The following is an 18,448-nucleotide window of genomic DNA, read 5'->3' as shown; positions in this document are numbered from 1 at the left end:
GACGCGTGTGTCACTGGGTGCTCGCGATGCTCGCCGACGTCGACACCGGTGCGTCCGCGTTCGGGGAGACGGTGGGCTCCGGAGCCGGCTCGACCGAACTGGTTGCGGGGGTGCTGGTGGGGGCGGTGCTCGTCGGCGGTGCCGACGAACTCGTGTTGCTCGCGCTGGTCGGGCTGCGCGTGACCGTCGCGGTCACCGTGGCGGTCGTCGGGGTGGTGCCGCTGCCGTCCTCGCCCTCGTCCTCGGCCTCCGACGTGGGGGCCGCCGACGTCGGCGGACTGCTCGGCTCGGCGTCCTCCCCGGCCTGGGGGTCGTAGGCCGCGGCCGCGACGGCGAGCGTGACCCGCTCGCCCGGTGCGAGGGTGGCGCGCGCCGGGTCAGCGGTCACGACGGCGTCCTCCGCCAGCGCGACGCCGGCTGTCGCCAGCTCCTCCGCGGTGGCCTCCCGCTGCCGCACCTCGAGGTCCAGCGCCTCGAGCTCCTCCGCGACGTCGTCGGCGTCCTCCCCGACGTAGCCGGCCACGTCGAAGGCGATGGTGCCGGCGGCACTGGTGGTGGCCGGTGCGGAGGTCGCGGGGGAGGTGGTGCCACTCGGCGCGGCCGAGCCACCCGGCTCCTCGGACCGGCTGAGGACCAGGAACACCGCGGCGGCGACCAGCCCGACGAGGGCCAGCGCCGTGGCGGCCCACAGCAGGCGGGTGCGCCGGGCGTCGTGCGGGTCGGCGTCGCCGTCGGTCCAGGTGCCCGTCCCGTCGCCGTCGACCGGGGGCCCGTGCAGCGGTGGCATGGTGCGGGGTGCGGTGGAGGGGCTCACGGTGGTGCCCGGGCCGGTCGCCGGCAACATCGTGGTCGCCGTGCCGTCGTCCCCGACCACCTGGGTCATGGCGGTGGCTGCGGGCACGGGGCCACCGGCCGCCACCTGCCGCACCGCTGAGGCAAAGGCCGCGCCGTCGGGAAAGCGTGCCGCGGGGTCCTTGGCCAGGGCGCGCTCGATCAGGGCCCGCACCTGCCACGGCACGTCCGCGGGCATCGGGGGCGGGGGGCGGTTGATCTGCGCCAGCGCGATCGCCACCTGCGACTCGCCGTCGAACGGACGCACGCCCGCGATGCACTCATACCCGAGCACGCCGAGCGAGTAGACGTCGGAGGCGGCGGTCACCACGTGCCCCTGGGCCTGCTCGGGGGAGAGGTACTGCGCGGTGCCGACGACCATGCCGGTGCGGGTGAGGGGCGCGGCGTCACGGGCGTAGGCGATGCCGAAGTCGGTCAGCTTGACCACGCCGTCGGGTCGCACGAGCAGGTTCCCGGGCTTGATGTCCCGGTGCACCATGCCGGCGGCGTGCGCCGCGGACAGGCCGTCACCGGCCTGGCCGAGGACGTCGAGGGTCTGTTCGGCGGTGAGCCGCCCGCGCTCGGCCAGGATGGTGACCAGCGGCTTGCCCTCGACGAACTCCATGATCAGGTAGGCCAGCCGCTGGCCGTCCTCCGTGGTCTCGCCGTAGTCGTAGACCGAGGCGATGTTCGGGTGGGACAGGGCGGCGGTGTGCCGGGCCTCGTTGCGGAAGCGGATGAGGAAGCTCGAGTCGCCGGTGTACTCGCTGCGCAGCACCTTGACGGCCACGATCCGGCCGAGGGTGCGGTCGCGGGCCTGCCATACCTCGCCCATCCCGCCGGTGGCGATGGGGGCGGTGATCTCGTAGCGGCCGGCCAGCAGGCTGCCGAGGCGCACGGCCATCAGCCGCGGCCCTGCAGGTGGGCCTCGATGACCGAGCGGGCGATCGGGGCGGAGATGTCCCCGCCGGTGCCGCCACCGTTGCGGATGAAGACCGCCACCGCGATGCTCGGGTCCTCGGCGGGGGCGAAGCCGATGAACCAGTTGTGGTCCGGGCCGGCGTTCTCCGCCGTGCCGGTCTTGCCGGCCACCTCGACGCCACTGATCTGCGCGCGCCGGCCGGTGCCCTCGTCGACGACGTTGGTCATCATCGCGGTGAGCTGGTCGGCGACCTCCTCGGAGAACGGCTCCGACAGCGGCTCGGGCTCGGTCTGGTCGAGGACCGACAGGTCCGGGGCCTGGACCGACTCCACCAGGTAGGGGTTCATCAGCACGCCGTCGTTGGCCACCGCGGCGGCGATCATCGCGGCCTGCATCGGGGTCAGGGCCACGTCCAGCTGGCCGATCGAGGTCTGCCCGAGGGCGGCGTCGCCGTCGATCTCGCCGATCGTGCTGCCTGCCACGTCCAGGGGGATCTGGCGCTCCTCGCCGTCGATGCCGAACGCCTCGGCCATCTCCCGGAGGGCGTCCTCGCCGAGCTCGATGCCGAGCTGGGCGAAGGCGGTGTTGCAGGAGATGGTGAGCGCCTCGATCAGCGGTTGCTCGCCGGTCGGGCTGCACGGCTCGTTGCCGAAGTTCTGCAGGTCGGTGTCGGTGCCCGGCAGGACGTAGTCCTGCGGCGCGGGGATCACGGTGTCCGGCGTGTAGTCGCCGGTGGCCAGCGCCGCGGCGGCGACGACCACCTTGAAGATGGACCCGGCCGCGTAGCGCTCGGAGATGGCCTGGTTGACCCGGGGGTCGGTCTCCAGCGCGTCCAGCTGCTCGTCGTAGGCGCGGATCGCGGCGGGGTCGTGGCTGGAGAGCAGGTTCGGGTCGTAGGTCGGCGTGCTGGCCAGGCCGAGCACGGCCCCGGTGGACGGGTCGAGGGCGACGACCGCACCCACCCGCCCCTCGAGGCCGGCCATCGCCGCCTCCTGCACGGCGGGGTCGAGGGTCAGCTCGACGTTGCCGCCGGAGGGGTCGCGGCCGGTGAACAGGTCGGCCAGCCGCCGGCCGAAGAGCCGGTCGTCCGTGCCGCTGAGGACGTCGTCCTCGGCCCGCTCGATGCCCCGGTTGCCGAACAGCACCGAGTAGAACCCGGTGACCGGGGCGTACAGCGGCCCGTTCGCGTAGGTGCGCAGGTACCGCAGCGTGTCGGTGGTCTCGACGGAGGAGGCGATCTCGTTGCCGCCGACGACGATCGCGCCGCGCTCCCGGCCGTACTCGTCGGTGAGCACCCGGGTGTTGCGCGGGTTCTCCCGCAGGCTCTCCGCGCGGATCACCTGGATCACGTTCACGTTGACGATCAGCAGGGTGAACAGCACCAGCACGCTGATCGCGACCTTGCGCAGCGGGGCGTTCACGGCTGCACCACCTCGGTCGGTGCGTCGGTGAGCTTCGGCGGCGTGGCCGCCGCGGTGGCCGCCGGGCGGCGGGCGGCGTCGCTGATCCGCACCAGCAGCGCGACGAGCCCGAAGTTGGCGACCAGGGACGAGCCGCCGTAGGCCAGGAAGGGCGTGGTCAGCCCGGTGAGCGGCAGCAGGCCGGTGACACCGCCCAGGACGACGAAGACCTGCCAGGCGAGGGAGAAGGCCAGCCCGGCGGCCAGCAGCTTGCCGAAGCCGTCCCGGACGACCAGCGAGGTGCGCAGCCCCCGCTCGACCAGCACCAGGTAGATCACGATCATCGCGACCAGGCCGAAGAGACCGAGCTCCTCACCGATCGCGGCGGCGATGAAGTCGCTCTTGGCCACCGGCACCTGGTCCGGCCGCCCGCCGCCCAGCCCGGCGCCGAACAGGCCGCCGGTGCCGAGGCTGAACAGCGACTGGACGACCTGGTAGCCGCCGGTGTCGGCGTAGGCGAACGGGTCCAGCCAGGTGTCCACCCGGACCCGGACGTGGCTGAAGAGCTGGTAGGCCACGAACGCCCCGCCGGCGAACAGCAGCAGGCCGATGACCAGCCAGCTGGCCCGTTCGGTGGCCACGTAGAGCATCACCACGAAGATGCCGAACAGCAGCAGCGAGCTGCCCAGGTCGCGCTCGAAGACCAGCACCAGGATCGAGGCGACCCAGGCCAGCAGCACCGGGCCGAGGTCGCGGCCGCGCGGCAGCTCCAGGCGGAGCACCCGGCGGCTGGCCAGCGCGAGCACGTCGCGCTTGTCGACCAGGTAGGCGGCGAAGAAGACGATCAGGCAGATCTTGGCGAACTCGCCGGGCTGGATGGAGAACCCGGCGACCCGGATCCACAGCTTCGCGCCGTTGATCTCGGAGTTGGGCAGCACCGCGGGGATCGCCAGCAGCACCAGCCCGACAAGGGCCAGGGTGTAGGCGAAGCGGGCCAGGGTCCGGTGGTCGCGCACGATCACCAGCACGGCGATGAACAGCACCAGCCCGACCGTGGCCCACACCAGCTGGACCGGGGCGTCCACGCTCGTGGTGTCCGCGCCGCCGGGCTGGCCGCCGGCGATGTCCAGCCGGTGGATCATCGACAGGCCCAGGCCGGACAGCACCGCGACGCAGGGCAGCAGCAGCGGGTCGGCGTACGGCGCGAACCGCCGGACGACGACGTGCGCGACGACCCACAGCCCGGAGAACCAGAGGCCGAAGGTGGCCAGCTCCGTGCCCGGCGAGCCGGTGACGGTGATGTCGATGATCAGGTGCGCGGCCATCGTGATGAGCACCGCGAAGCCGAGCAGGAGCAGTTCGGTGCCCCGCCGGGTGGGGATGGCCGTGCCGGGGGCGATGGCAGCGCGCGGGTCGGTGCCGGGGCCGTTGACCGGCGAAGCCACTAGTCGGCCTCCCGGCAGTCCACTCCCGGCTCACCGGTGCGGGACAGCCCGGTGGTCGGGGTCGCCAGCTCCGTGGCGTCCGCGCTGGGCGCGGTGGTCGGGGCGGCGGCCTCCGGCTGCCCCTCGACGGGAGCGGGGGCGGGCTCCGCCGGCGGGGTCGGTGCGGCGGACGGGGTGCTGGTGCTCAGCGCCGACGTCGTCCGGCACAGCGGCAACTGCTGGCCGCGGAGGTTGGACAGTATCCGCGCGGCGTCGTCCGGGTCGTCGGCCGGGATGCCGTCGGCGACCCGGTTGCGGGCGGCCTGGGTGAGGTCCGTGGTGTCCAGCGCCGTCGCCTCGTCCAGGCGGTAGAGGTCCAGCCCGACGACGGAGGCGTTGAGCCCGCGGAACACCCCGACCCGGTCGCCCTCGGCGGTCTCGGCGACCCCCACGAACCAGTGGCCCATCACGAACAGGTAGGCGCCGATCGTCGCGGCGCCGAGCACCACGACGGCGGCCAGCGCGAACAGCGCGGTCCGCAACGGCCGGCGGCGGCGCGGTGGTGGGGAGCTCGTGGTCAGCGCGGTGGGCTGCCCGGTGGCCTGCGGGTCGGCGAGTGCGGCCCGGCCGGCGGCCGACCGGGGGTCGACCTCCCGCTGGCCCACGTGGTCGCCGGCCGCGCCGTCGACGACCGGCTCGACGAGCACGCCCCGGCCGTCGTCCTCGACGACGTCGGCCACGATGCAGGTGATGTTGTCCGGGCCACCGCTGCGCAGCGCCAGCTCGATCAGCCGGTCGGCGGTCGCCTGGGCGTCCGGCTCGCGCAGCGCGCCGGCGAGCGTCTCGTGGCTGACCACGCCGGAGAGGCCGTCGGAGCACAGCAGGTAGCGGTCGCCGGCGCGGGCGTCGCGCATCGAGAGGTCCGGCTCGACGTCCTGGCCGTTGAGGGCGCGCAGCAGCAGCGAGCGCTGCGGGTGGCTGTTGGCCTCCTCCTCGGTGATCCGGCCGTCGTCGATCAGCGTCTGGACGAACGTGTCGTCGTGGGTGATCTGGTGCAGCTCGCCGTCGCGCATCAGGTAGGCGCGGGAGTCGCCGACGTGGCACAGCCCCAGCCGGCCGCCGGCGAAGAGGACGGCGGTGAGCGTCGTCCCCATGCCCTCCAGCTGCGGGGACTCCCGGATCACCTCGCGCAGGTGCTCGCTGCCCTCGAAGACCGCGTGCCGCAGCGCCTGGAGCAGGTCGCCGGAGGGGGCGTCCTCGTCGAGGTGCTCCAGGGCGGCGATGACGACCTTGCTGGCGACGTCGCCCGCCGCGTGCCCGCCCATGCCGTCGGCGACGGCCAGCAACCGGGGCCCGGCGTACACCGAGTCCTGGTTGGTGCCGCGGATGAGACCGCGGTCGGAACGAGCCGCATAGCGGAGGACCAAGCTCATGAACGCAGCTCCAGGACGGTCTGCCCGATCCGGATCGGCTGACCGGGGGCGACCAGCAGCGGGCCCTGCACGCGCTGCTGGTCGAGGTAGGTGCCGTTGGTGGAACCGAGGTCCTCCACGTACCACTGGCCGCCGCGGTTGGTCAGCCGGGCGTGCCGGGAGGAGGCGAAGTCGTCGGTGAGCACGAGGGTCGAGTCGTCGGCGCGGCCGATCAGGATGGCCTGTTCCCCCAAGGTGATCCGGGTGCCCGACAGCGGGCCGGCGGTGACGACGAGGTGCCGGGGCCCGCGACCGGCGCGCTTGCGGACGGCGGCTGCGCGGGGCGGCACCGAGGCCACCCGGCCGGCCCGGCCACCGAAGAGGTCGGCGCGGACCACCCGGAAGGCGGCGAAGACGAACAGCCAGAGCAGGATCAGGAAGCCGAAGCGGAAGGCCTGCAGCACGATCTCAGCGGGCACGGCGACCCCCGGGGACCACGCTCACGCGCCGTCCTGCCGGTAGACCAGCACCGAGTGACCGATGCGCAGCACGTCGCCGTCGGCCAGCTCCTGCCGCCCCACCCGGCGGCCGTTGACCAGGGTGCCGTTGGTGGAGCCGAGGTCCTCGACGACGACCGCGCTGCCGACGAGCTGGACGTCGGCGTGCTTGCGGCTCACCCCGGTGTCGGGCAGCCGGACGTCGGCCTCGGTGCCGCGGCCCAGGACGTTGCTGCCCTGCTGGAGCACGTGCTTGGTGCCGGGGCCGTCGACGACCAGGACGTGGCTGACCCGCTGCCCGGGGCGGCCCACGACCGAGGGCTCCTGTGCGCCGGTGTCGGTGGCCCCCATCCCGGCGCCGGGGAGCCGGGGGAGCGGGGGCAGGCCGGGCGGGGGTGGCGGTGGCGGGGCCGGAGAACGCTGCGAGGCCCCGCCGGTGACGTGCGAGGCGACCTCGAAGACCCCGGTGCGCAGCTCCTCGTCGAGCTCCAGCCGGACCTCGATGTCGCCGAAGGTCTGGTAGCCCTCGCGCTCGATGTGCTCGGCGACCATGTCGGCGAGCTCGGCGGCCAGCTGCTCGGACCACTCGACCAGGTTCTCGTGGTCGGTGGGGCCGAGGGTGACGACGTAGACGTTCGGGGCGAGCACCCGGTCACCGCTGAGCACCGAGCGCTGCTCGTCGGCCTCGCGCTGGAGGGCGTGGGCGATCTCGGCGGGGTGGACCTTGCCCTTGAACACCCGGGCGAAGGCCAGCCCGACCATGCCCTCGAGGCGTCGTTCGAAGCGCTGCAGCGCACCCACAGTCGCTCCCTTGCGCTCGGTCGACCTCCCACTGCCTTGAGCGCCGATCGTAACCGGGGGAGGGTCGCCGGACCGGTCGGGAAGCGCGGGACGCCCCGGACGATCTCGTCCGTGCCGCGTCGGCACACCGTTCTACCAGCGCGCCGCCGGGGGCGGTCGGTGCCGCCCCGGTGGGGGGCTGCGGGAGGCCGTGCGGAGGGCTGCTACTGTCCTTCCTCGCCAGGGCAAGTGGCGGAATGGCAGACGCGCACGGTTCAGGTCCGTGTGTCCGAGAGGACGTGGGGGTTCAACTCCCCCCTTGCCCACCAGCTCCCGAGTCCCAGGGGCTCGGGACAGAGACCGGCAGCGCCGCCCCAGGGCGGGGCTGCCGGTCTTCTTCGTCCGTGGCCGGTGCGGCGCGAGTGCGCCTGGCAGCCACCCGGCGGTACGTACCAGGCCTCCCGGACCGGACGCCGCTCACCGCGCTGCCGACTGCCTGCTGCTCCCCCGACGCCGGGGGGCGGGCCTACCCGAGCAGGCCGGCGCCGACCTGGACGAGGATGAGAGCCGCCACGGCGAACACCAGGTAGGCGAACCACCGGCGGAGCCGGCCGGTGTCGACCCGGGTGGCGAGCCGGCCGGCGGCCAGCGCGGTGACGACGGCCGAGGCGGTGAACGCGACGGTGATCGGCACGTCGAGTGGCGCCTCGCCGGCGTGCGCGGCGAAGCCGGCCGCGGAGTTGACCGCGATGACGACCAGGGACGTGCCGATCGCGGTGGTCATCGGCAGGCCGAGCACGATGACCAGCACGGGGATGATCAGGAAGCCGCCGCCGACGCCGAGCAGACCGGTGAGGAACCCGACCACCAGCCCGCCGGCCAGGGTGCGCGGCAGGCAGCGGCGCCAGTCGACCCGGCCGCCGTCGACCGCGCAGGCCGCACCGGTGGTGGGCTTCTCCGCCAGCATCCGCACCCCGGCGCCGATCATGAGGGCGGCGAACAGGCCGAGGACGACGTCGTCGGGCAGCAGCCGGTTGACCGCGGCGCCGGCGAAGGCGGTGGCCGCGCCGGCCGCCCCGAACAGGACAGCGATCCGCCAGGCGACCTGGCCGGCCCGTAGCCGGGGCAGCACCGCGACCAGCGAGGTGATGCCCACGACCAGCAGGGAGGTGGCGACGGCCTGGGGCAGGTCCTGCCCCGCGGCGTAGACCAGCGCCGGGACGGCGAGGATCGAGCCGCCGCCGCCGAGCAGGCCGACGAGCGCGCCGATGACCAGCCCGGCGACGACGGCGACGATCACGACCGGAGCGCTTCCCGGGCGTCGTCGACGGTGACCGGACGGCCACCGCGGTTGTAGGGCAGCTTGGCCAGCGCGGCGCCCATCGCGCACGTGTCGGTGAGCGCGGCGGTGGCCAGGCCGGCGCCGACGCCGCCGGCGAGGAACCGGGCGCGGGGGAACCGCAGGCTGGTCAGGACGCTGCCGGCGACCAGGCTGCCGGCGACCAGCCGGACCTGGCGCTCCAGCGCCCAGCGAGGGCGGCCGCGGCGGACCGGCTGCCCGGCCGCGGTGTGCGCGGCGATGCCGCCGTCGAGGACGGTCAGCTGCTGCGCGCCGGCCGCGGTCAGTGCGGCGTGCGCGGTGCGGGCCCGGCCGCCGGCCTGGCAGACGAGCACGACCGGCCCGTCCAGGTCGCCGGCCAGCTGCTCGGCGTGCGCCTGGACCAGCGGCAGCGGGATGTTGATCGAGCCGGCGATGTGCGCGGTCTCGTACTCGGCCGGCGTGCGCACGTCGATGAGGGTGGGGGCGGTGGCGTCGGTGGACCGGGCGGTCAGCTCGGTGGGGGTGACCAGGTCGGTGGTGCGGGAGTTCACGGGGAGGTCGTCCTCTGGGTCGGTCGTCGAGGTGCTGCGGGCAGCCGGGAGCCGGCAGCCACCGGGCGGGGAGTGCCTGGTGGCCACCGGGGCCGGCGGGGGTCAGACGGTGGCGGGCTGGGCGTGCAGGCCGGCGGCGGCCGCGCCGGTGTCGGGATCGCCGTAGCCGCCGTCGACCAGCACCGGGCGGCGGCCGGCGCGCGCGAGCAGCGAGGCGGCGATCGAGGCGCGGTAGCCCGAGCCGCAGTACACCCACACCTCGCCGCCCGGGACCTCGTCGATCCGGTCGGTCAGCTCGTGGATCGGGATGTGGACCGATCCGCGGACCCCGCCGCCGGCGCGCTCGTCGTCGCGGCGGGCGTCGACGACCACCAGGTCGGGATCGGCGGCCATCGCCGCGGCGAGGCCGGGGAAGTCGCTGACCGGGTAGGAGTCCAGCTGCCGACCGGCGGCGAGCTGCTCGGGACTGCCGATCGCGGCACCGGCGAGCCGGTCGATGCCGATGCGGACCAGTTCGCGGCGGGCGTCGGCGACCTGCTGTCCCGTCTCCCCGATCAGGGTCAGCGGTGCACCCCACGGGACCAGCCAGCCGACGTAGGTGACGAAGTTGGCGATGGCCAGCTCGAAGTTCAGCGCGCCGGGCAGGTGACCTGCGGCGAACGCGGTGCGGCTGCGCAGGTCGATCACCCACTCGCCGGCGGCCAGCCGGTCGGCGAGCTCGGCGGGGTCGACCGGCTTCGGCATCGAGAGGTCCACCGGTGCCGGGCCGGCGGCGTTGCCCGGGCCCATGTGGGCGTACCAGGCGGGGATCGCGGTGAGCCCGGCGATGAGCTCGTCGACGAACGTCTGCTCGTCCTGGGTCAGTGCCGGGTTCACCCGCGCCTGCTCGCCGACGGTGGAGGAGTCACCGCTGGTCGGGGTGGCCGCGCAGAACGAGCCGAAGCCGTGGCTGGGGAACACCGGCGTGCCGGCGGGCAGCTCGTCGACCAGCCGGCGCACCGAGTGGTACTGGGCGTGGGTGAGCTCGTCGGTGTGGTCGGGGCCGACCAGGTCGGTGCGGCCGGTGGAGCCGTAGAGCATGGACCCGCCGGTGAACACCGCCTGCACCGCGCCGTCAGCGTCGGTGAGCACGTAGCTGACGTGGTGGTGGGTGTGCCCGGGGGTGTGCAGCACGCGCAGCCGCATCGGACCGGCGGCGAGCACGTCGCCATCGGTGGCCGGGGTCCGCTCGAAGGCGACCGTGTCCCCGGCGGGGACGGCGTAGTCCGCGCCGACGGTGCGGGCCAGCTCCAGCCCGCCCGTCAGGTAGTCGTTGTGGAGGTGGGTCTCGAGGACGAGGGCGATCTGGACGCCGCGCTTCTCGGTGAGGGCCAGCACCCTGTCGATGTCGCGCTGCGGGTCGACGACCACGCCGACGCCGCCGGCGCTGATCAGGTAGCTGCGGTCGCCGAGGCCGGTGGTCTCGATGATGTCGATCTGCACGGGGAAACTCCCGGATACGGTACGGGGCAGGGGTATCTGCCGGTGAAATGGAAGACGGTTCAGCGGGTGGTGACCGGCCGTCCCGCGGCGGTCCAGGCGGTCATGCCGCCGGCGAGATCGGCCACGTCGTGGCCCTGAGCGGCGAGGAACCGGGCGGCCTGCGAGCTGCGTCCGCCACTGCGGCAGACGGTGATGACCGGCCGGCCGCGGTCGAGCTCGACAGTGCGGGCGGCCAGCTGCCCCAACGGGATGTGCGTGCTCCCGGCGATCCGGCCCTCGGCGACCTCGGACGCCTCGCGGACGTCGAGCAGGACGGCCTCGGTGCGGTCGGCAGCCTGGGCGGGGGTGAGCTGGGGGATCTGCGGGTCCATGACTGCTCCTGTGGTCGGTGGTCAGGCCAGGGACAGGAAGAGGCGCTCGAGCTCCCGGAGGTCGACCTCGCGCTCCTCGCCGTCCTCGTTGGTCGAGCAGTGGCGCATCCCGGTGGAGACCACGGCGAACCCGGCCTTGCTCAGCGCCTTCGAGGCCGCCGCCAGCTGGGTGACCACGGCCGAGCAGTCCCGGCCGTCCTCGATCATCTTCACGATGCCGCCGATCTGACCCTCGATCCGGCGGAGGCGCTTGACGACGTCGGCGAGTTCGCCCTGGGGGATGTCCACGCCGTCCATCATGCATACCCCGGGGGGTATGTGCAAGTGACGGACGGCGATGCTGCGCTGCAGTGGTGCGGAGGTCAGGCGGACCGGGGAGGGAGGCGGCCGGGTCGTGGGACGTCCGGACGCCGCTCAGCTGCTCCTCGTCCGCCCGATCACGGTGACGCCGCGGTCGGTGGACGGCTCCCCGCTGCGCACCCGGGACACGCCCGGCTCAGTTCCCGGCGCCGTGCGGGAGCTGCGGCTGCCGGTCGGTTCCCCGCCGCGCGCCGGCCGTCTGGGCGAGCAGGACGAGCCCCCAGGGCCCGATGACCCAGATCGGCCACGGGTAGAGCCACCCGTCGCTGGCCAGCGAGGTGATCAGCCAGATGCCCACCACGATGACGGCGGTGCTCAGCCAGCTCGCCCAGGCCGCCCGCATGCTCGCGCCGCCGGCCCAGGGGCCGAAGCTGCCGTACCAGCCGTGCGCCGCCCAGGCGCCGCCACCGGCCGGGCCGGCCGGCGGGCCGGCGACGGCGGGGGTCGCGGTGGAGTGGCTCCCGACCGGCTCGGCGGTGGGGAGGTCGCTGGTCAGCTCGGCGAGCTCGCCGTAGGTCCGCGCCGCGTAGGCCCGGGCCAGCCGCTCGTCGTACTCGGCGACGGTGAGCCGGCCGGCGGACATGTGCCGGCCGAGGACCTCGGCCACCGCGGTGCGGTCGGAGTCGGCGGCGCGCAGGTGGGGCTCGGGCATCGGGGGCTCCTCGTCGTCGGTGCCCGTCCAGTCTGTCGCCGCACGACGCCCCAGGGCCACTGACGTCTGTCACGACCCGGCGGTGACCGGGGTCAGGCGACCGGTTCCACGTGGAACCGGTGGACCGCCGCTGTGGTGAGGTGTCCTGCGAACCGTCTCCCCGGGAGGACCACATGCCGCTCGAGCCCTCGTCCACCGACCTCCGCTGGCCGGCCACCGGACCGCGGGACGCCGAGGTGGCCGCCGGCCCCGCCCGGCTGGCCGTCGACCTGCGCGGCGGAGCCCTGCGCGAGCTCGTCGTCGGCGACTGGCACGTGCTGGACGGCTACGTGTCGGGCACCGTCCCGGCCGGCCGGCGAGGCGGCGTCCTGCTGCCCTGGCCCAACCGGCTGCGCGGCGGGCGCTGGTCCTGGCGGGGCCGGGACCTCCAGCTCGACGTGGTCAGCGAGGCCTCCCCGAACGCGGTGCACGGGCTGGTCACCGCCCAGCCGTGGCAGGTGCTGGACCAGCGCCCGGACGCCGTCACGGTCGGGACGGCGATCGAGCCGCGCACCGGCTACCCCTTCCGGCTGGCCGCCGCGGTCGACCACACGCTGACGCCCGACCGGCTCACCGTGACCGTGCGGGTGCGCAACGACGGGGACGAGGACGCGCCGTTCGGGGCGGGCATGCACCCCTACTTCTCGGTCGGCGCGCCGGCCCCGGGTGACGTGGCCGCGGCCGAGCTGACCGTGCCGGCCCGCACCGCCCTCGTGCTCGACGGCGGCCTGCCCACCGGCGAGCGGCGGCCCTACGACGGTGCGGTCGGCCGGGTCGGGGACCAGGCGATCGACACCGCGGTGACCGACCTGGTCCGGGACGACGACGGCTGGGCGCGGACCCGGCTCAGCGGGCCGGCCGGTGCGCTCGAGGTGGCCGTGGACCAGGCCTGGACCTGGCTGCAGGTCTACACCGGCGACACCCTGCCCCCGGACCAGCGGCGGCGGAGCGTCGCGGTGGAGCCGATGACCTGCCCGCCGAACGCGCTGGCCGACGACGTCGACGTGCTGGTCCTCGCGCCGGGGGAGACCTGGTCGGGCACCTGGACCGTGAGCTGGACGCCGGCGTGAGCGGTGGCCTCCGGGTCACCGAGGTCTGGCGGTTCCCGGTGAAGTCGCTGCAGGGCGAGCGGCTGGCCCGGGCCGAGGTCGGCGCGGAGGGCGTCGCCGGTGACCGCGGCTGGGCGCTGTTCGACCTGACCACGGGGCTCGGGCTGACCGCCCGCCGGGTGCCCGAGCTGCTGTTCGCGGCCGGTCGGCTGCGCGCCGACGGCGCGGCCGAGGTCGTGCTGCCCGACGGCACGGTGACCGCCCAGGACGGGGTCCTCTCCGACTGGGCCGGGCGCCGGGTCGGCCTGCGCCCGTCGTCGGCGGTCGCCGGTGCCCGGCGGTACGAGAACCCGGCCGACGCCGACGACGAGGACACCGGCCGGTGGAACCCGTTCTCCGGGGCCGACGGCGCCTTCCACGACAACGCCGACGCCCGGGTGACGTTGGTGTCCCTCGGCACCCTGGACGGCTGGGACCGCCGCCGCTTCCGGACCAACCTGGTGCTGGCCGGCGCCGGCGAGGACGAGCTGGTGGGCCGGCGGGTGCGGGTGGGCGACGTCGAGCTGGACGTCGTCCGCCGGGTGCCCCGGTGCGTGATGACCACCCGGCCGCAGTCCGGGGGCATCGGACGGGACACGGCCGTGCTGAAGACGATCCACCGCGACCGTGGGGGCGCCCTCGCGGTGGGGGCGCTCGTGGCCCGCTCCGGAGAGCTCGCGGTGGGCGATGTGCTGACCCCGGTGTGACGCGGGGAGGATCGGTGCCGTGCGCACCATCGAACTCCGCTCCGGCGAGGACACCATCCGGCTGGGTCAGCTGCTCAAGCTCGTCGACGCCGTTCCCACCGGCGCCCAGGTCAAGGACGTGCTGCTCGCCGGGGACGTGCAGGTGAACGGCGAGCCGGAGGAGCGTCGCGGCCGCCAGCTGCACCGTGGCGACGTCGTCTCGGTGGCCGGTCAGGACGACGTGCGCATCGGCTGACCTGCCGGTCCGGTGCGTGACCGTGCGCGTGGCGTCACCCCGCGCGCGCAGGGTGGGACGAGTTCACACAGAGTTCACACGACTCAGGTGCACGCCGCCGGACTGCGGGCATGAGATGCACAGCCCGGGCGGCGGTGCCGCGAACCCGCCGCCCGGGACACTCCTCTCCCGACCGTCAGCCGACCGCCGGGAGCCGCAGGTCGGCGACGAGGGCCCGGTGGTCGGTCCCGGGCACGTGCACCACCGTCAGGCCGTGCACGGCGATCCGCGGGTCGACCAGGACGTGGTCCAGGGTGAGGCGCGGGTGCGGCATCCGCATCGGCCACCAGGTGGCCCGGCGGGGCGCGCCGACCGCCGTGGCCGCGTCCACCCAGCCCCGGCGCAGCAGCCGGCGGAAGGCGGCGTGGTCGGGGGTGGCGTTGAAGTCCCCGGCCAGCACCCGCAGCACCTCCGGCTCCGGGTCGGGCAGCAGGCGCAGGTCCGCCGTCCAGCTGGCGACCTGGGCGGGGGAGCTGGTCGGCGGGTGCGTGTGCACGGCGGTCAGCTCGACGTCGGGCGCGCCGGGCACGGCCAGCCGGGCCGCGGGCTGCCCGAAGCGCCCCGGCACGACCGTGCGCCCCCGGATCTCCAGCCGGGTCCACAGCGCCCCGCCGGCGCCGGCGGGCTGGCCCTCCCCGGCGGGCACCACGTGCGCCGACGGCAGCAGGTCGGCGACCCCGGCGTCCAGCAGGGCGGACACCGCCTCGGGCGTGACCTCCATCAGGGCCAGCACGTCGGCGTCCTGGTCGGCGGCGAGGGCGACCAGGGCGGCCGCGTCGGCCCGGCCGTGCAGCATGTTCGCCGAGACGACCCGCAGCCGCGGCCCCTCCGGTCGCGCCGCCGGGGGCGGGGGCGTCGTCGGCCGGGAGACCGCCGCCGCCAGTGCCGCGGCGGAGGCGGCCGCCAGCCAGGCCGCGCCGCGGGAACGGGAGACCAGCGCGGTGGCCAGCGGGAGGACGCTGGTGGCCGCGACGTAGGGCGTGAAGGCCAGTGCGGGCACGAGCGGGAAGCCCCGTTCGGTGCCGGTCAGCCGCAGCGCGGCCGCCACGGCCCACGGGACGGCGACGACGGTGGGGGTCCAGCGGCGGCGGGGCAGGGGTCGGCGGGACACGGCGTCCATGGTGCCCAGCGCCGTCCGGTGATCACCGCCGGGTGCGCCGTTCACCTCCGTGCGGTAGGACGGGGGGTTCACAGCGGGGCGCTCAGCAGGGGCGGCCCGGCGGAGGAGGAGCGGTACTGGTGGCTGTCGAGCAGCTGGAGATCGAGCGGAAGTTCGACGTCGACGAGGCGTTCGAACTGCCCGACCTCAGCGGTGCCCCGGGCGTGGTGGAGGTCCGCGAGCCGGTCGAGCACGCGCTGGAGGCCGCCTACCACGACACCGCCGACCTCCGGCTGGCCCGGGCCCGGGTCACGATGCGCCGCCGCACCGGCGGGCCGGACGCCGGCTGGCACGTGAAGCTGCCGGCCGTCGCGGGCGCCCGCCGGGAGCTGCACTCCCCCCTCGGCCGGGCCACCAAGACCCCGCCGAAGGCCGTGCTGGAGCCGGTGCTGGGCATCGTCCGCCGCGCCCCGGCGCCGCAGGTGGCGTCCCTGCGCACCCGCCGGGTGGTCCGCGAGCTCGTCGACGCCGACGGCCGGGTGCTGGCCGAGGTCGCCGACGACCACGTCACGGGCACCGCGCTGCCGGCCGCGCCCGGGGAGGCCGCCGTCGTCACCACCTGGCGGGAGGTGGAGGTGGAGCTGGTCGACGGCGACGAGCAGCTGCTCGCGGACGTCGCCGGGCTGCTCGTCGCCGCCGGCGCCCGGCCGGCGTCGTCCCCGGCCAAGCTGACCCGCGTGCTCGCCCACCGGCTGCCGGACGCCGACGGTGCTCTGCAGCCGCCGGCCGCGGCACCGGAGAAGGGCGGGAAGAAGAAGGGCGGGAAGAAGAAGGGCGGGAAGAAGCACCGGCACGCCCCGGGCACGCCGGCCGGTGACGTCGTCCGTGCCTCGCTGGCCGCACAGGTCCTGGCGCTGCAGGACGCCGACCTGATGGTCCGGACCGGGCAGCCGGACGGCGTCCACCAGGTCCGGGTGGCCTGTCGCCGGCTGCGCAGCACGCTCGCCGCGTTCCGCCCGGTGCTCGACCGCACGCAGACCGACCCGCTGCGCGAGGAGCTCGCCCGGGTCGGGTCGGCCCTGTCGCCCAGCCGGGACGGCGAGGTCGCGGTCGCGCACCTGCGCGACCTCGTCGACGCCCAGCCCGACGAGCTGGTCGTCGGCCCGGTGGTCGCCCGGCTGCAGCAGGAGGCGGTCCGGGACGAGCAGGCCGGCGACGCCCAGGCCCGCAAGGCGCTGAACACGCCCGCCTACCTGCAGCTGCGCGACGACCTCGACGCCCTGGTCGAGGAGCCGCCGCTGACCGAGGCGGCCGGCCGGCCGGCGGAGGAGGTGCTCCGCGAGGTCGTCGCCCGCGCCGGCCGCCGGCTGCGGCGCAGCGTCGAGGCCGCCCAGGACAGCCACGAGGCCGAGGCCCTGCACGACGTGCGCAAGGCCGCCAAGCGGCTGCGGTACACCTCGGAGGCGGCGGTGCCGGTGCTGGGCGCACCGGTGGCCGACCTGGTCTCGGTGCTCAAGGGCGTCCAGGAGGTGCTCGGCGACCGGCAGGACACCTTCGTCACCCGGCCGCTGTGCGTCCAGCTCGGCCGGGCGGCGTTCGCCGCCGGGGAGAACACCTTCACCTGGGGCCGGCTGCACGCGCTGGAGGAGGCCCGCTGCCAGCAGGCGGAGCGGGACTTCTGGCTGCGCTGGCCGGAGCTGCGCTCGGTGCTGAAGACCCAGCCGAAGTAGCCTCGGGGCCCCACCCCGACCTCCAGGAGCGCGCCGGTGTCCCTGATCGGCCTGCTCGGTTTCGGCCTGACCGTGCTGCTCGTCGTGGTCCTGCTGCACGGCTACCTGTGGTGGCGGCTGGTCCGCAGCACCACCCGGCCGGGGCGTGTCCGGCGCCGGCTGACGGTCCTCCTGGTCGTGCTGGCAGTGCTGCCGGTGCTCGTCGTGCTGCTGCGCGGCCGGCTGCCGGTCGGTGCCGGCGTGCTGGACTGGGCCGGCTACACCTGGCTGGGCCTGGCCTTCTACCTGTTCCTCGCGACGCTCGCGACCGAGCCGGTACGGGTGCTGGTCCGGCTGGTGCAGCGCCGGCGCCGGCCCGAGCCGGTCGACGTGCCGCTCCCGGCGAGCGCCGCGGTGGAGCCGGTGAGCGCCCGGAGCGGTCCGGGCCGGCTCGACGAGCCGGCTCCGCCGGGGCCCGGCGCGGCACCCGCCGGCGGTGCGGTCCGGCTGGACCACCAGGTGCCCGACCCCTCCCGCCGGCTGTTCCTGGCGCGCACGCTGGCCGTCGGGGCGGGTGCGATCGCGGTCGGGACGGCGGGCACCGGCGTCGTCCTGGCCAACTCGGCCCCGGTCGTCCGGCGCGTGCCGATCCGGATCCCGCGGCTGGACCCGGCGCTGGCCGGGCTGCGGATCGTCACCTTCTCCGACGGGCACCTGTCCAGCACCTACGGCGGGCGGCGGTTCGAGCGGGTGGTGGAGACGGTCAACGCCCAGCGCCCCGACGTGGTGGCGATCGTCGGTGACCTGGTCGACGGCGAGGTGAGCGAGCTGCGGGAGGACGTCGCCCCGCTGGCCGACCTGGTCAGCGACCAGGGCGTCTACTTCGTGACCGGCAACCACGAGTACTTCGTCGACACCGGGCAGTGGCTGCGGCACCTGTCCACGCTCGGCGTCGACGTGCTCCGCAACGAGCGGGTCCCGATCGGCCGCGGGGGCGCCACGGTGGACCTGGCCGGCATCGACGACCGGACGGCGGCCGCGTCCGGGTTGCCCGGCCACGGCGCCGACCTCGACGCGGCCCTGGACGGCCGGGACGACGCCGTCCCTGTGGTGCTGATGGCGCACCAGCCGGTGCAGGTGGAGCAGGCCCGCGCCGCCGGGGTCGACCTGCAGCTGTCCGGGCACACCCACGGCGGTCAGCTGTGGCCCTTCGACTACGCCGTCCTGCTGGACCAGCCGGTCGTCGAGGGCTGGTCGACCCAGGGCGACACCCAGCTGTACGTGACCGCCGGCGCCGGCTACTGGGGTCCGCCGATGCGGGTGGGCGCCCGCCCGGAGGTGACCGTGATCGAGCTGCAGCCCGGGCCGGTCACCGCTCCGCCGCGGTGACCTGCGGTCCGCACCCCGCGGGGACAGGGCGGTGTGCGGACCCGACCGGTGCCTGCTGACGAGCCGGTCGGCGGCTGCCGTGGGTCCCCCCGCGCCTCGCGGACGCCGCTCCGCGTTGGTACACATCGGACGTGGCCGTG

General features: G+C 75.3%; 18 protein-coding genes and 1 tRNA gene. 6 read left to right on the top strand and 13 right to left on the bottom strand.

All coding sequences use genetic code 11. From position 1 onward, the window contains the following. Positions 1-10: 10 nt before the first annotated feature. From FB380_RS06280 to FB380_RS06255, 6 genes are read right to left on the bottom strand one after another with little or no spacing between them, the layout of a single operon-like run. On the bottom strand, positions 11-1,735 hold the full coding sequence (locus tag FB380_RS06280; protein WP_166754326.1) for a serine/threonine-protein kinase: 1,725 nt from the start codon (positions 1,733-1,735) through the stop codon (positions 11-13). Further along, positions 1,735-3,174 carry a peptidoglycan D,D-transpeptidase FtsI family protein gene (locus tag FB380_RS06275; RefSeq protein WP_166754325.1) on the bottom strand — a complete coding sequence of 480 codons (1,440 nt, stop codon included), beginning with the start codon at positions 3,172-3,174 and terminating at the stop codon, positions 1,735-1,737. The genes FB380_RS06280 and FB380_RS06275 overlap by 1 nt, the downstream gene beginning before the upstream one ends. After that, positions 3,171-4,598: an FtsW/RodA/SpoVE family cell cycle protein gene (locus tag FB380_RS06270; protein WP_229681757.1), complete on the bottom strand. Its 1,428-nt coding sequence runs from the start codon at positions 4,596-4,598 to the stop codon at positions 3,171-3,173. Before FB380_RS06270 ends, FB380_RS06275 begins: the two co-directional genes overlap by 4 nt. After that, entirely contained in the window at positions 4,598-6,010 is a 1,413-nt protein-coding gene (locus FB380_RS06265; protein ID WP_166754324.1) for a PP2C family protein-serine/threonine phosphatase, read from the bottom strand. Before FB380_RS06265 ends, FB380_RS06270 begins: the two co-directional genes overlap by 1 nt. Then, the gene (locus FB380_RS06260; protein ID WP_166754323.1) at positions 6,007-6,468 is read right to left on the bottom strand and encodes an FHA domain-containing protein FhaB/FipA; all 462 of its coding nucleotides are present in this window, start codon (positions 6,466-6,468) and stop codon (positions 6,007-6,009) included. Before FB380_RS06260 ends, FB380_RS06265 begins: the two co-directional genes overlap by 4 nt. Positions 6,469-6,489: 21 nt before the next feature. Continuing rightward, the gene (locus FB380_RS06255) at positions 6,490-7,287 is read right to left on the bottom strand and encodes an FhaA domain-containing protein (protein ID WP_166754322.1); all 798 of its coding nucleotides are present in this window, start codon (positions 7,285-7,287) and stop codon (positions 6,490-6,492) included. 222 nt (positions 7,288-7,509) lie between these two features. Here FB380_RS06255 and FB380_RS06250 point away from each other — a divergent pair. Further along, positions 7,510-7,595 (top strand) — tRNA-Leu (locus FB380_RS06250). A gap of 197 nt (positions 7,596-7,792) precedes the next feature. Here FB380_RS06250 and FB380_RS06245 read toward each other — a convergent pair. From FB380_RS06245 to FB380_RS06220, 6 genes are all read right to left on the bottom strand, one after another. Continuing rightward, entirely contained in the window at positions 7,793-8,566 is a 774-nt protein-coding gene (locus FB380_RS06245; protein ID WP_166754321.1) for a sulfite exporter TauE/SafE family protein, read from the bottom strand. Continuing rightward, positions 8,563-9,138, bottom strand: a complete 576-nt coding sequence (locus FB380_RS06240) for a rhodanese-like domain-containing protein (protein WP_208382776.1) — start codon at positions 9,136-9,138, stop codon at positions 8,563-8,565. The genes FB380_RS06245 and FB380_RS06240 overlap by 4 nt, the downstream gene beginning before the upstream one ends. 102 nt (positions 9,139-9,240) lie before the next feature. Then, positions 9,241-10,620 carry an MBL fold metallo-hydrolase gene (locus FB380_RS06235; protein ID WP_166754320.1) on the bottom strand — a complete coding sequence of 460 codons (1,380 nt, stop codon included), beginning with the start codon at positions 10,618-10,620 and terminating at the stop codon, positions 9,241-9,243. A 59-nt stretch (positions 10,621-10,679) separates the two neighbouring features. After that, entirely contained in the window at positions 10,680-10,991 is a 312-nt protein-coding gene (locus FB380_RS06230) for a rhodanese-like domain-containing protein (protein WP_166754319.1), read from the bottom strand. 21 nt (positions 10,992-11,012) lie between these two features. Next, entirely contained in the window at positions 11,013-11,288 is a 276-nt protein-coding gene (locus FB380_RS06225; RefSeq protein ID WP_166754318.1) for a metal-sensitive transcriptional regulator, read from the bottom strand. Between the two features lie 199 nt (positions 11,289-11,487). Next, positions 11,488-12,003, bottom strand: a complete 516-nt coding sequence (locus tag FB380_RS06220) for a DUF1707 SHOCT-like domain-containing protein (RefSeq protein ID WP_166754317.1) — start codon at positions 12,001-12,003, stop codon at positions 11,488-11,490. 173 nt (positions 12,004-12,176) lie between these two features. Here FB380_RS06220 and FB380_RS06215 point away from each other — a divergent pair, with 173 nt between their 5' ends. From FB380_RS06215 to FB380_RS06205, 3 genes are read left to right on the top strand one after another with little or no spacing between them, the layout of a single operon-like run. Next, entirely contained in the window at positions 12,177-13,112 is a 936-nt protein-coding gene (locus FB380_RS06215) for an aldose epimerase family protein (protein WP_166754316.1), read from the top strand. Then, positions 13,109-13,837, top strand: a complete 729-nt coding sequence (locus FB380_RS06210) for an MOSC domain-containing protein (RefSeq protein WP_166754315.1) — start codon at positions 13,109-13,111, stop codon at positions 13,835-13,837. Before FB380_RS06215 ends, FB380_RS06210 begins: the two co-directional genes overlap by 4 nt. A 19-nt stretch (positions 13,838-13,856) precedes the next feature. Beyond that, complete coding sequence (locus FB380_RS06205) at positions 13,857-14,072, top strand: RNA-binding S4 domain-containing protein (RefSeq protein WP_166754314.1); 216 nt, start codon at positions 13,857-13,859, stop codon at positions 14,070-14,072. A gap of 175 nt (positions 14,073-14,247) precedes the next feature. Here the strand turns inward: FB380_RS06205 and FB380_RS06200 are convergent, their stop codons facing one another. Beyond that, on the bottom strand, positions 14,248-15,222 hold the full coding sequence (locus tag FB380_RS06200) for an endonuclease/exonuclease/phosphatase family protein (protein ID WP_229681756.1): 975 nt from the start codon (positions 15,220-15,222) through the stop codon (positions 14,248-14,250). Positions 15,223-15,350: 128 nt separating this feature from the next. Here FB380_RS06200 and FB380_RS06195 point away from each other — a divergent pair, with 128 nt between their 5' ends. Beyond that, complete coding sequence (locus tag FB380_RS06195; RefSeq protein WP_166754313.1) at positions 15,351-16,940, top strand: CYTH and CHAD domain-containing protein; 1,590 nt, start codon at positions 15,351-15,353, stop codon at positions 16,938-16,940. A 36-nt stretch (positions 16,941-16,976) separates the two neighbouring features. Further along, positions 16,977-18,308, top strand: coding sequence for a metallophosphoesterase (locus FB380_RS06190; RefSeq protein WP_229681755.1), 1,332 nt, complete (start codon positions 16,977-16,979; stop codon positions 18,306-18,308). Positions 18,309-18,448: the final 140 nt, after the last annotated feature.

It is taken from the genome of Modestobacter marinus (assembly GCF_011758655.1).
GTDB lineage: Bacteria > Actinomycetota > Actinomycetes > Mycobacteriales > Geodermatophilaceae > Modestobacter > Modestobacter marinus.
The sequence above is the reverse complement of the archived record's forward strand: the minus strand, read 5'-3'. Positions and strand labels throughout refer to the sequence as shown.

Coding starts and splice junctions, on each gene's coding strand:
- FB380_RS06280 (WP_166754326.1), bottom strand. CDS start 1,735: ATGGCCGTGCGCCTCGGCAGCCTGCTGGCCGGCCGCTACGAGATCACC.
- FB380_RS06265 (WP_166754324.1), bottom strand. CDS start 6,010: ATGAGCTTGGTCCTCCGCTATGCGGCTCGTTCCGACCGCGGTCTCATC.
- FB380_RS06230 (WP_166754319.1), bottom strand. CDS start 10,991: ATGGACCCGCAGATCCCCCAGCTCACCCCCGCCCAGGCTGCCGACCGC.
- FB380_RS06225 (WP_166754318.1), bottom strand. CDS start 11,288: ATGGACGGCGTGGACATCCCCCAGGGCGAACTCGCCGACGTCGTCAAG.
- FB380_RS06220 (WP_166754317.1), bottom strand. CDS start 12,003: ATGCCCGAGCCCCACCTGCGCGCCGCCGACTCCGACCGCACCGCGGTG.
- FB380_RS06215 (WP_166754316.1), top strand. CDS start 12,177: ATGCCGCTCGAGCCCTCGTCCACCGACCTCCGCTGGCCGGCCACCGGA.